The organism is Thermocatellispora tengchongensis (assembly GCF_014202315.1).
In the GTDB taxonomy this organism is placed as follows: Bacteria; Actinomycetota; Actinomycetes; order Streptosporangiales; family Streptosporangiaceae; genus Thermocatellispora; species Thermocatellispora tengchongensis.
Map to the genome: position 1 here is coordinate 347,696 of NZ_JACHGN010000001.1, position 12,314 is coordinate 360,009.

At 72.9% G+C, this 12,314-nt stretch carries 10 protein-coding genes and 1 pseudogene; 4 read left to right on the top strand and 7 right to left on the bottom strand.

The genetic code is table 11. The annotated features are described in order from the left end of the window. Window positions 1-27: 27 nt before the first annotated feature. Window positions 28-1,770, bottom strand: coding sequence for a recombinase family protein (locus HNP84_RS01760; RefSeq protein ID WP_185047526.1), 1,743 nt, complete (start codon window positions 1,768-1,770; stop codon window positions 28-30). Between the two features lie 70 nt (window positions 1,771-1,840). Between HNP84_RS01760 and HNP84_RS52445 the strand changes: the two are divergent. Then, a pseudogene (locus tag HNP84_RS52445) lies at window positions 1,841-2,387 on the top strand (ABC transporter ATP-binding protein); the annotation flags it as partial. A 211-nt stretch (window positions 2,388-2,598) separates the two neighbouring features. Next, window positions 2,599-3,789 (top strand): ABC transporter permease, encoded by a 1,191-nt coding sequence (locus HNP84_RS01770; protein ID WP_185047528.1) that lies wholly within the window; start codon window positions 2,599-2,601, stop codon window positions 3,787-3,789. On the opposite strand, the gene HNP84_RS01775 is transcribed toward HNP84_RS01770, so the two are convergent. Further along, the gene (locus tag HNP84_RS01775; protein WP_185047529.1) at window positions 3,732-4,550 is read right to left on the bottom strand and encodes a serine hydrolase; all 819 of its coding nucleotides are present in this window, start codon (window positions 4,548-4,550) and stop codon (window positions 3,732-3,734) included. The genes HNP84_RS01770 and HNP84_RS01775 overlap by 58 nt on opposite strands. A gap of 236 nt (window positions 4,551-4,786) precedes the next feature. Here HNP84_RS01775 and HNP84_RS01780 point away from each other — a divergent pair, with 236 nt between their 5' ends. Next, window positions 4,787-6,016: an aminoglycoside phosphotransferase family protein gene (locus HNP84_RS01780; protein ID WP_185047530.1), complete on the top strand. Its 1,230-nt coding sequence runs from the start codon at window positions 4,787-4,789 to the stop codon at window positions 6,014-6,016. A gap of 16 nt (window positions 6,017-6,032) precedes the next feature. Here HNP84_RS01780 and HNP84_RS01785 read toward each other — a convergent pair whose 3' ends face one another. Beyond that, on the bottom strand, window positions 6,033-6,605 hold the full coding sequence (locus tag HNP84_RS01785) for a hypothetical protein (RefSeq protein WP_185047531.1): 573 nt from the start codon (window positions 6,603-6,605) through the stop codon (window positions 6,033-6,035). A gap of 19 nt (window positions 6,606-6,624) precedes the next feature. After that, window positions 6,625-7,317 (bottom strand): FadR/GntR family transcriptional regulator, encoded by a 693-nt coding sequence (locus HNP84_RS01790; RefSeq protein WP_185047532.1) that lies wholly within the window; start codon window positions 7,315-7,317, stop codon window positions 6,625-6,627. A gap of 89 nt (window positions 7,318-7,406) precedes the next feature. Here HNP84_RS01790 and HNP84_RS01795 point away from each other — a divergent pair, with 89 nt between their 5' ends. Next, on the top strand, window positions 7,407-8,246 hold the full coding sequence (locus tag HNP84_RS01795; RefSeq protein ID WP_185047533.1) for a fumarylacetoacetate hydrolase family protein: 840 nt from the start codon (window positions 7,407-7,409) through the stop codon (window positions 8,244-8,246). Window positions 8,247-8,275: 29 nt separating this feature from the next. On the opposite strand, the gene HNP84_RS01800 is transcribed toward HNP84_RS01795, so the two are convergent. From HNP84_RS01800 to HNP84_RS01810, 3 genes are all read right to left on the bottom strand, one after another. Beyond that, the gene (locus HNP84_RS01800) at window positions 8,276-9,478 is read right to left on the bottom strand and encodes an acyltransferase family protein (protein ID WP_246517700.1); all 1,203 of its coding nucleotides are present in this window, start codon (window positions 9,476-9,478) and stop codon (window positions 8,276-8,278) included. Window positions 9,479-9,585: 107 nt separating this feature from the next. After that, a complete protein-coding gene (locus HNP84_RS01805) occupies window positions 9,586-10,980 on the bottom strand; it encodes a multicopper oxidase family protein (protein WP_312923558.1) in 1,395 nt (464 codons plus the stop codon). A 181-nt stretch (window positions 10,981-11,161) separates the two neighbouring features. Further along, a complete protein-coding gene (locus HNP84_RS01810) occupies window positions 11,162-11,602 on the bottom strand; it encodes a hypothetical protein (protein WP_185047535.1) in 441 nt (146 codons plus the stop codon). Window positions 11,603-12,314 lie beyond the last annotated feature (712 nt).

The window sequence follows — 12,314 nt, forward strand, 5'->3', positions numbered from 1 at the left end:
TGATCCGGGGCATTGCGCTGTCGGGGGTCAGGCTCCCTGCGGCTGCATACGCGTCGCGATCGTGACGCGCTCTCGGACGGGGGCCGTTCGACCTCTGCCCAGGGGCGTGATTCTCACCGTGACCATGCGGCGGCAGATCTCGCGCTGCTCGCCGAGAGTGAGGGCCGTCCATGCCTCTTCGATGTTCTCAACCCCGATCAGCTTGGCCGCTGGGTTGGTGTTCTCCAGTGCCCGGTCAAGGGCTGCCTTGGCCTTGTCCAGCTTCTCGCGCCGCTTGGCGGTCATGCTCCGCATCTGCGCCTTGGTGATCTCGTCGTCGTCGTACTGGTCGCTGATCTCGATCAGGCGTCGCTCATGCCGGGCGATCTCGGCACGCAGCCCAGGAATGTCGATCTTCTGGCCGCCGGGACCCTGCCCGATGATCTCACCGGGGTCAGACAGCCTGATCAGCTCCTGGATGGTGGCGGCCACAAGGTCGTCCACCTCCTTGGCGGCGATGGATACATGCCCCTTGCCCGGAGCCGCGCACCGGTAATGCCGCTCCTCGTCGATGCGGATCACTTCGCCGGTCTTGCGGTCCTTGATCTTGCGGCGCTTGTTCTGCGAACGCAGATGTTCCCCACACGGACACTCGTAGATGCACGATCCGAGCAGCACGGGCGTGCTGCCCGCGAAGTTGGTGCGCCGGTTGGGGTCGGTCCACTTGCGAACCAACGCCCAGTAGTCGTCAGGGTCCACGATCGGCTCACCGGGCAGTCTGCCGACCACATCGTCAGGGGTGTAGTGGTTGGGGGGCGGGGCCTGCTCCTGGCCGCTCTCCTCGCTCTCCTCGTACTCCTCGGCGTCCTCCACGGGGGTGTAGTCCTGTTCGGGACGGTGGACGGTCAGACCGGCATTGCGCGGGCGGAGAAGCATCTCCCGTGCCTGTGCTGCGGTGAACGGCTTACCGTTGATGGTGACCACTCCCGCGCGGGCCATGTCGCGGGCGATCTCCTTCACGGACACACCTGTCAGGCCAATGGCGGTGTAGTGGGCGATCACCTGGGCCTCGTCGGGGCGGTGGGTGATGCCGTCCGACTCGAACCCGTAGGGTCGCCGTCCTCCACCGAAGCGGCCTTCTTCGGCCTGTTCCCTGCGCCTGCGGGAGACACGCCGGGCGGTGTCGCGCGATGCCTGGTTACCGACGGCGCACAGGATACGGGCGGTGGTGATGTCGGAATCGTTGGCCAACCGCAGGCTGCCGGTGACCGATGCCGCGATGATCCGGGGGCGGGAAGCCTCGACCACGTCAATCAGGTCTTCAAGGTCACGCGGGTCCCGGACCGTGCGGTCAAGGTGGTAGGTCATGAACCGCCGGAACTTGGCCTTGGTGAGCAGATCCAGGGCGTGACGGAACTTCGGGCGGACCGTGCGCAGTTGGGTCTCACCGTTGGGGAGCTTGATCTTGCGGCGCTTGAACGCGCTGGTGTCGTTCTCCACCAAGATCATTCCTACGGGCCAGCCACGCCTGCCCGCGTGCACGATGGTGTCTTGGACCTGGCGGGCAACGCCGTTGATGTCTCCGGGGTCGGCGTCGGAGATCCGGACCAACAGCAGGGCTGTGCCCGGTGCCCAGACATCGGCCGTCCACACGTCACCCTGAGGATTCCAGCGGCCCGGCACGTCGTTGATGGTCATCGCCTCGCCGTCACGCATGGCCTTCCTGATCGCCGTGATGGCGGCCTGCTCGGCGGGGGCAAGGGGGCGGGGGGTGTTCTGGATCTTCGCCATCTGGGGGGACTCCCTTCCTGACCTGCGGTTATGCCTAAATTCTACCCGCGATAACTGTCATAACCCCTGGTCGGGGAAGTCCACCCTGCTCAACCTCATCGGCACCCTGGACCGGCCCACCGCGGGCACGGTGCGCGTGGCGGGCCACGACATCGCCGCCCTGCGGGACCGGGAGCTGTCCGCGCTGCGCGCGAGCGTGATCGGGTTCGTGTTCCAGCAGTTCCACCTGGCCCCGGGCACGTCCGTGCTGGACAACGTGGCGGACGGCCTGCTGTACGCCGGTGTGCCGCCCAGGGAGCGGCGACGGCGCGCCGAGGCGGCCCTGCGCCGGGTCGGGCTGGGCCACCGGCTCGCCCACCGTCCGCACGAGCTGTCCGGCGGCGAGCGGCAGCGGGTCGCCATCGCCCGCGCCGTGATCGGCGACCCGCCGCTGCTGCTTGCCGACGAGCCGACCGGCAACCTGGACTCGGCGTCCGGGGCCGGGGTGATGGAACTGCTGCGCGAGCTGTACGCCTCGGGGGCCACCGTGGTGATCATCACGCACGACCGCGACATCGCCGCGGCCCTGCCCCGCCGGATCGAGATGCTGGACGGCCGCATAGTCGCCGACGAGGGGCCGGGTTCCGCTTCCGGGGCCACGGCCGGTTCGGGGGCCACGGCCGGTTCGGCGGGCACGGCCGGTTCGGGGGGCACGGCCGGTTCGGGGGGCACGGCCGGTTCTGCGGGCACGGCCGGTTCCGGGGGCAGTTCCGGAGCCACGGCAGGGCCCGGAGCCACGGCAGGGCCCGGAGCCACGGCCGCTTCAGGGGCCGGCCGCCGGGAGGGGCCGTGCTGACCCCGGCGCGGCTGGGCCCGCGGGACGTGGTCCGGGTGGGCGGGGCGGGCCTGCGCGCCCGCCCCGTACGGGCGTTCCTGTCCGCTCTCGGCATCGCGATCGGCATCGCCGCGATGCTCGGCGTCGTCGGCATCTCGGCGTCGAGCCGGGAGGACCTGAACCGGCAGCTCGCCGCGCTGGGGACCAACCTGCTCGCGGTCGCCCCCGGCGAGACCCTGTTCGGCGGGCAGGCCGGCCTGCCCGAGACCGCCGAGGGCATGATCGAGCGGATGCCCGCCGTCACCTCGGTGACCGCGACCGGCGCCGTCGAGGCCAAGGTGTACCGCAACGACCGCGTACCGGAGGCCGAGTCGGGCGGCATCGCGGTGCTGGCGGCCCGGCTGAACCTGCTCGGCACGGTCGGGGCGCACCTGGCCGACGGCGTGTGGCTGAACGCGGCCACCCACCGCTACCCGGCGACCGTCCTCGGCGCCAAGGCCGCGGCCCGGCTCGGTGTCGTGCACGCCGGGCCCCGGGAGCGGGTGTGGCTGGGCGGCCGGTGGCACACCGTGGTGGGCGTGCTGGCCCCGGCGCCGCTCGCCCCCGAGCTGGACACCGCCGCGCTGGTCGGCTGGCCGGTCGCCGAGACCGGGCTCGGCTTCGACGGCCACCCCACCACCGTGTACGCCCGCGCGGCCGAGGACGAGGTCGCGTCCGTGCGCGGCCTGCTCGCCGCCACCGCCAACCCGGAGCACCCGAACGAGGTCAAGGTGTCGCGGCCATCCGAGGCCCTGGCCGCCAAGCAGGCCGCCGACGCCACGCTGAACGCCCTTCTGCTCGGACTGGGCGGTGTCGCACTGCTGGTCGGCGGGGTGGGCGTGGCCAACACGATGGTCATCTCGGTCCTGGAACGCCGGGCCGAGGTCGGGCTGCGGCGCGCGCTGGGCGCCACCCGGGGCCAGATCCGGCTGCAGTTCCTGGCCGAGTCGCTGCTGCTGTCGGCCCTCGGCGGTGCCGGCGGGGTCCTGCTCGGCATCGCGGTCACCGCCCTGTACGCGACCACGCAGGGCTGGCCGTCGATCGTCCCGGCGTGGGCCATGGCGGGCGGCGTGGCCGCCACCGTCGTGGTCGGCGTTCTCGCCGGTCTCTACCCGGCCCTCAGGGCCGCGCGGCTCCCGCCCGCCGAGGCGCTGGCCGCGCCGTGAGGGTCCTCGGGCGCGGGGGTGACGGCCAGGGACCGGATGCTGATCCCGGCCTGGCGCACCCGCTCGGCCAGGGCGAACTCCGCGCCCGCCGGACCCGAGGCCAGCACGGCGTATCCGATCCTGCGCGCGCCGACCACGACCCCGACGTCGGCGCGGACGCCCTGGTCGATGCCGGTCTTGTTGGCGACCCAGAACCGGCCGTGCTGCGGCGCCTCGGGCAGCTCCCGGTCCTCGGGGTCGTGCGGCAGCACCGCGGGCACCATGCTGCGGTCGGTGTTGTGCGCCATCCAGCCGAGCAGCAGCCGGGTCCACGGCTCGGCGCCGTCGAGCCGGGCGGCGAAGCGGGCCAGCTCGTCCGCCGTGCCCACCGCGAACGCGGGCGGATCGGAGGGCAGCCGGGGCTCGCGGATGCGGTCCAGCACCCGCGTCCGGACGAAGCCCAGCCGGGCCGCCTCCTCCGCCACCCGCTCCAGCCCGAGCGTGCGCAGCAGCGCGTTCGTGGCCGTGTTGTCGCTCACCGACGCGGTCAGCAGCGCCAGATCGGTGAGCGTCCAGCGCCGCCCGGACAGGGCGGTGAGCAGCCCGGAGCCGCCGCAGAGGTCCTCCTCCAGCACCTCCACCTCGGCGGCCGGGTCCAGCTCGCCGGAGGCGATCATTCGCGCCGCCGTCGCGAGCGGCAGCAGCTTGCCGGTGCTGGCGAGCGGCAGCTCGACGTCGTCGTGAATCGCGATCTCGCCGGGCACGGACATCGCCACGATCATCTCGCGCCCACCCTTCGCATCCTCACTCCCTCCTGCCCCGCGAAAGCTCCTGGAGGTAATGCCCAAGAACGGCGGAATAAGTCGCCCCTCGGCTTCGATCATGCCGCATCCCGAGGCCGCGGCCGTGCCGAGAAGACGAGCCTACCTGGACCGGGCGCGGCGGCGATCTCGGCGAGGGACCGCCACCGCCTGTAAACGGCTGGCGCTCGCCGCCCCCGCCGCCGACACTGGGCGGCATGCCCGGACACCCCGCTCCCCGCACCGTCAGCGCGGCCGTCACCCTGGACGGCGAGCCGCTGTGCGCCGTCGGCCCCGTTCCCGTGGAGTCTCCCTGGTGGGCCGAGGCCACCCCGGTCGTACGCGAGACGGAGCGGGTCCTGGGCGTGCCGGTCCTGGTCCTGCGTCTCCTCACCGTCGAGGGCGGCGAGGGCGGCCACGGGGGGCACGTCACCTACCACGCCGAAGCCCTCGCCCGCCCGGCCACGACCCCGGCGCCGTTCCCGCCCGGCCTGCTGCCCCTGCTCGCCCCGCACCCCAAACGGGCGCCGTGGGCGACGGCGAGCGGCGTACGGGAGGCGCTGGCGTGGGCGGAGGAGCGGCTGCGCGCGTCGGGACGGCCCGCCACCGGCCGTCCGGCCCAGGTGAAAAGCTGGAACCTGTCCGGTCTGTTCGCCATCCCGACGGCTGACGGCCCGGTGTGGCTGAAGACCACGCCCCCGTTCGCCGCCTCCGAGGCCGCGGTGACGGCCCTGGTCGCCCGCGCCGACCCGGACCTGGTGCCCGGCGCGCTCGCGGCGGCCCCCGGACGCCTGCTGCTGCCGCACATCCCCGGCGAGGACTGCTGGGACGCCGCCGAGCCCATGATCAGGAGCGTCCTGACCCGCTGGACCGCTGCCCAGGCCGCCCTCGCCGTCCCGGGCCCGGCCCTGGAGCCGGCCCCGGCGCCGTACGGCCTTCCGGATCGGACCCCCGCGGCCCTGGCGGGCCTGGTGGCCGAGCTGCTGGACCGCCGCGACCTCGGCCTGAGCCGGGCCGAGCACGACGCCGCCCGCCGGCTGGCCGACCGGCTGCCCGCGCTCGCCGGCGCCCTGCGGGAGTGCGGCCTGCCCGACACCGTCCTCCACGGCGACTTCCACCCGGGCAACTGGCGCTCCGACGGCGCCCGGACCCTGCTCCTCGACTTCGCGGACGCCTGCCTGGGGCACCCGGCCCTGGACGCGCTGCGGCTGTCGGACTTCCTGCCGCCCCACCTGGGCCAGGTGGCCGAGGAGACGTGGACGAAGGCGTGGGCCGGTCACGTCCCGGGCTGCGACCCGGCCCGCGCCCTGACCCTGGCCCGGCCCCTCCAGCACCTCGCCGCGGCCGTCCTCTACCAGACCTTCCTCGACGGGATCGAGCCGAGCGAGTACCCGTACCACCTGGGCGACCCGGCCGCCAAGATCCGCGATGCCCTGACCGTGGCCTGAGCCGAATCCACACCCGCTATCCGGCGGCGTCGGCGTTCAGGGCCGGGCCGGCCTCCCGGGGAGCGGCGCGCCGCCCGGCCTCGTAGCCGGACCTGGCGGCGTACCCGGCGGCCAGGCACAGCACCAGGCCCATGTGCCAGGTCAGGATGGCCGGGATGTCCAGCATCGACCGCCCCAGCAGCCACCCGGCCAGCATCGGCCCGGCGTACGCGGCGTAGGCGGCGGCGACGACCACGCCCGCGCGCCGTACGGGAATGCCCGGCGCCGCCGCGTACAGCAGCGCCAGGAGCAGCAGCGGGAACGTCGCCAGATGGTGGGAGAGGTCGCTGCCCAGGTCCAGCGGCGCCCCGGCCCACGGCCCGGCGCCCAGCCCGGCGAGCGGCACCACCACGCCCGCCGTCCGGAGGCGGCCCCAGGGCAGCGCCCAGGCCAGCGCGGCCACCGCGAGGAGCGCGCACCCGGCGAGGCCGAGCCGCCGCGCGGGATCGGGCATCAGGTACGCGACCGCCGCCGCCAGCGCCAGCGCCCCGACCGCGAGCCCGCGCATCGCGATGACCAGCCCGCGCACCGCGTACCCCATCTCACGCACCCCACATCTCGGCCATGGCTTACGGAGACTGCGCCAGGTTGTGCTCCCGCGTCAGCCGCAGCGCCGCGGCCTCGTCGCGGTCGGCGATGGCGTCCACGATGGCGGCGTGCAGCCGCTGGCGCTCCAGAAGGTACCCCGGCATCGGCCGGTCGCCGGGCAGGACGGCCAGGGTGCGCGACTCGATGAGGTCGAGCAGGCCCACGTAGATCGACCGGAGGACCTGGCTGGGGCTGATGGCCGCGATGCGGGCGTGCAGCCGCCAGTTGGCCCGGGTGAAGCCGGTCGGGTCGCCTCCCTGGGCGGCCCCGGCCATCTCGGCCAGGATCTCGCGCAGCTCGGCGACGTCGGCGGGGGAGGCGTACCAGAGCGCGTCCTGCACGAGCAGCGGGTCGAGCGCGTCGCGGATGCGTACGGCGTCGGCCACCGAGGTGTGGTCGGCGTCGAGCGAGAGCACCGCGTTGCCGAGCCGCACCATGGGCGACTGCTCGGCCGCGAACAGCCCGCCCCCGGGCCCCGGCCGTACGGACACCAGGCCGCGCGCCTGGAGCAGCCGCAACGCCTCGTTGAAGGTCCCGACCGAGACCCCGCAGTAGGCCCGGAGCTCTTCCTTGGTCCCCAGCCGGGCCCCCGGCTCGCTCCGGCGCACCAGCTCCGCGATCCGCTCCGCCGCCTGCTCCGGCCGCGACACCCCCACCACCCGCTCCGCTTTCATCCTGACGATTATGGCCCGCCTTGACACTCCTGCCAGGGGCCACTCACAATCTACATATTCATCATGGTGAATTTCTTCGGAGGCTTCCCTTGCGTATCGCGAATCTCGCCGGCCGGCTCGTGCTGCTCGCCGACGGCGGCGCCGTGGATGTGGAGCGGGCCAGCGGCGGGGCTTTCGGCCCCGACCCGCAGGCCGTGTACGAGCGCTGGGACGAGTTCGCGGCCTGGGCGGCGGGCGCCGACCTGGGCTCCGCCGAGCCGTACGAGGTCGCCGACCTCGGCGCGCCGGTCCCGGCGCCCCGGCAGATCTTCGCGATCGGGCTGAACTACCGCGACCACGCCACCGAGTCCGGGTTCGCGGTCCCCGAGCACCCGGTGGTGTTCACCAAGTTCGTCTCCTCGCTGACCGGCCCCACCGGCGACATCCGGCTGCCCGAGGGCAACGTGGACTGGGAGGTCGAGCTGGTCGCGGTCATCGGGCGGCGGGCGTACCGGGTGGACGAGGCGCAGGGCTGGGACTACGTCGCCGGCCTGACGATCGGCCAGGACATCTCCGACCGCGTCACCCAGTTCGTCGCCCCGCCCCCGCAGTTCAGCATGGGCAAGTCGTTCCCGGGCTTCGGCCCCATGGGGCCCGCCGTGGTCACGCTGGACGAGTTCCCCGACCGCGACGACATCGAGCTCGGCTGCGACCTCAACGGCGAGAGCATGCAGAAGGGCAGGACCAGCGACATGATCTTCAGCGTCCCGGCGCTGGTCGCCCGGCTCTCGGCGACCCTGCCGCTGCTGCCCGGCGACGTCATCTTCACCGGCACCCCGGCCGGCGTCGGCCAGGGCCGCACCCCCGCCACGTTCCTGTCCGTGGGCGACGAGCTGGTCACCTACGTCAAGGGCATCGGCGAGATGCGCCACCGCTTCGTGGCGCCCTGACCCGGCTCGGCGCGCCCGGCGTCATGCGGTCATGACACCGTCGCCCTGGCGGGGGCCTCCTGGCGGGGCCCCCGTGCGGCCTTCGCGATCCGCCGGCCGAGGTTCTGCATCGGCCGCTCCACATACCGATACGTCACCCAGCTCGCCGCGAGCACCACGACCAGGAGCCCCACGATCACCGCGGCCTGCACCGGCCACGGCGCCGGACGCAGGTCCCCGGTGATCGCGACCAGGGCCCGCAGGATCGGGTGGTGCAGCAGGTAGACCGAGTAGCTGACCAGCCCCAGCCAGGTCAGTACGGCGGGCAGCCTCCGGCCGCGCAGCGCCATGCCGCCGGTGAAGGTGAGCGCCGCCAGCGCGATCGTGGTGATCCAGACATCGGGCTGCACCCACCACCAGCCCGCCTGGTCGGAGAAGACGGGGCTGAGCGCCACCAGCCCGGCCGCGGCGGCCACCGGCCACAGCGGCCCCGTGCCCTGCTCCCACCGGTAGAGCGCGGTGCCGGTGAACATCACCGCCAGCACGGCCCCGCCGAGCCAGGGCGTGAAGCTGCTCGACAGCAGCAGCACCACGGCCATCACCCCGAGCACGTACGCCGCCGTCGCCCGGAACCTGCCGGTGATCAGGCAGACCATGCCGACCAGGAACAGCACGCCGGACGCGTACGCGGGCCAGGGGCCGGTCAGGACCGGGCCGGTCAGCACCAGCCCGATCGCGACCGCCGCGACGCCGAACGCGATGGCCAGCATGCCGCTGCGCTCGTGCACCCCGGCCACGAACAGGGCCGTGACCAGCAGGTAGAAGGCCATCTCGTAGGAGAGGGTCCACATGGTGTCCACGACGCCGCCGATGTGCACGATGTCGAGCAGCATGGTCAGGTGCGCGGCGACGGCGGACGCGTCGCGCGGCACGGTCTCGCGTACGGGCAGCCAGACGGCGGTGGCGATGACCACGCCGAGCACCAGCAGGTATAGCGGATACAGGCGGAATATGCGGCTTATCCAGAACGCCCGTACTTCGCCGCGGTGCTCCAGCGAGGCCGGGATGATGTAGCCGCTGACCAGAAAGAACACCAGGACGCCGTACATGCCGAGGTTGAACCAGTACGGCCGCAGCGACGGCATGATCCACGGAAAGGCGTGCTCGCCCACGACCGCGATGGCCCCGATGCCTCTCAGGGCGTCGAGCCAGGCAAGCCTCGACGAAACGGGCGTCTGGGGTGAGGTGGTCATAGGTGGAGCCGTAACCATTTAACCGAACCTACCGACTCCGCCTAGATCGAGAGTGTCATCCGGAGATACCCGGCGATGCGACCTTCACACCCGGACGACGCGGACGGTCAGACGATCTCGAAATCGGCCATCATCGCCATGTCCTCGTGTTCGAGGTTGTGACAGTGCATCATGTACAGCCCACGGTATCCCGTAAAGCGCACCAAAACCTCCACTACCTCATATGGCCGCACGTCCACCGTGTCCTTCCAGCCCGCGTCGGTCGCCGCCGGAGCCTTCCCGCCGCGCGACAACACCCGGAAATGCGCCAGGTGCACGTGCACCGGATGGTGGAAGTCGCTGGTGAACCGCCACACCTCCGTCGTGCCCATCCTGGGCCGCGCCAGCGGCACCCCCGGCCGGTAACGCCGCCCGTTGACGGTCCAGGCCGCACCGGAACCATGACCGGTACGCCGGAAGTCGAACACCCGCGTCGCGACCGCCCCGGCCCGCTCCGCCGGCTCCAGCCGTGACAACCGCGCCGGCACCGCGCTGTCGTCCTTCTCCTTCCTGGTCACCCGGAAGCGCATCACATCGCGCGCCGCCCCCTCGCCCAGCGTGTTCACCATGGTGACCTCCGTGCCGACCGCGTACGCCGAGAAGTCCACCACCATGTCGAACCGCTCACCCGGCGCGATCACGATCCGCTGGTGCCGCACCGGCGCGGCCAGGAGCCCCGCGTCACTGCCGACCTGCACGAACGTGCCCCCAGGCGTCAGCTCCAACTGGTAGCGCCGCGCGTTGGACGCGTTCAGCAGCCGCAACCGGTACCGCACCGCCGCCACCTCGTGCACCGGCCAGGGCGCCCCGTTGACCAGGATCACATCCCCCTCGACGCCCTCCATGTAGTCGTCGTCGATCCCCGCCCGCACCAGCAGGCTCCGATCCTTCGACGGGTACCGGAACGAGCCGTCCTCCTCGAACGCCCGATCGCAGATCATCAGCGGCAGATCCCGCTCCCCCTTCGGCAGCGGCAGCGCGTCGTCCTCGTCGTCCCGCACCAGCACGAACCCCGCCAGCCCCCGCCACACCTGCGGCGCCGTGAAGTCCATGCGGTGATCGTGGTACCAGAGCGTGGCGGCGGGCTGGTCCAGCGGATACACGTAGTCGCGCACTCCCGAGTGGAACGTCCACTTCACCGTGTCGTGGTCCATGTGCTCCCCCGGCGGCGGCCGGAACCCCCGCCCCGCGGCCACCACCAGATCCGTCGGATACCCATCCGACTCGGGCGGGTTCACCCCGCCGTGCAGATGCGTCGAGGTCGGCACCGGCAACTCGTTCCGCACCCGCACCGTCGTCCGCTCCCCGCGCCGCAGATCGAACGTCGGCCCCGGGAAGATCCCGTCGAACCCCCACACCTCGGTACGGGTCCCCGGGACGATCTCGACCGAGGCGACCCGCTGCGTCACCTCGTACCGCCCGGGAGCGGCAGGCCGCGCGGTCGGCGGAATCGGCAACGGCACACCGAACCGCCGAGGCAACGGCAGCGCACTCCGCAACACCTGCCCCGCCGTCTCCGCCCGCACCACACCGCACCCCGCCACCCCGAGCCCACCCCCGGCCACGGCCACCCCCACTCCGGCCACCGCCCCCAGGAACCCCCGCCGGGACATGGCCCGCCCGCCGGCGACACCACCGCGCGCCTCACCCATGGGACGCCCCCGCCCCGCCGCGCTCCATACGCCCGAGCCACGCCCAGGCGGTCATGGCCGCCGCTCCCCCGAACACCATCATCCCGAGCGGGAAGTGCCCGACCAGGTCACGCGCGTAGCCCAGCCCCACCTGAGCCTCCAGCAGCACCAGCAGCGCCACGCTCGCCCAGACCGGCCACACCTTCCCCCGCCCCCGCCGCCACAGCACGACCACGGCGACGAGCTGAAGAACCAGCAGCCCCGTGGTCACGTGGGCGTTCATCTCGTGCGCTTTGAGCAGATCGACGTCACCGGTGACGAACAACCCCGCGAGCACGGCCTGCGCGAGCACCCCGAGCAGATGCAGGACGCACGTCACCCGCACCGCCCAGACGATCCACACCGGCACCCCACTCCGCACCGATGCCGGCGCCACCGCCAGCGTGGAGCTCATGGCTACCTCCCCTTCTTCGGCGCCCTCATCCTGGCCGTGTTCCGCCCGCGGATCGTCAGCCCAGGGGAGTGTGCTCTCCGTACGCCCCCGGATGTACGCCCGCCCGCCACTCCCTCCTCCGTACGCCATGCGGCGTACGACGGCACAGACCCCAGGACGGACGCCCCTCACCAACTCACCCGCCCCACCAGCTCACCGGCCTCCACCAGCTCACCCCGCCCCCACCCGCCCACCGAGCCCACGGCCGCCCGCCCAAAGGTGCCCCCGCCCCGAGGGCCGCCCAGCTCATAGCCCCTGCCCCCTGCACCTCCGCCGCCGCGCCACCGAGCGCACAGCCGCCTGCGCAGAAGGCACCGCCCGCCTTCCCACCGGCCGAGCGCACATCGGCCTGCCCCAAAGGCGCCACCCGCGTCCACGCCGCCCAGCCCACCACACATCAAGGCACCGCCCCCCGCCACCGGGCCGAATGCACAGCGCACCCCGCGGCCGGGCTGGGGCGCGACCGGGTTGGGGCGCGACCGGGGCTAGGGCGCGGCCCGACGCCAGAGGCACCGCCCGCTCGCTGCCGACGAGCGCACAGTCCCTCGCAGCAAAAAGCACCCCAGCCGGCGGCAGATGACGCCCCCCACCCCCACCCCCAATATATTCAGATGAATCAATCGGCGAACCCGGCTACCGTTGATCTCGCTTCAGGTGACCGAGAAGGCTCCGG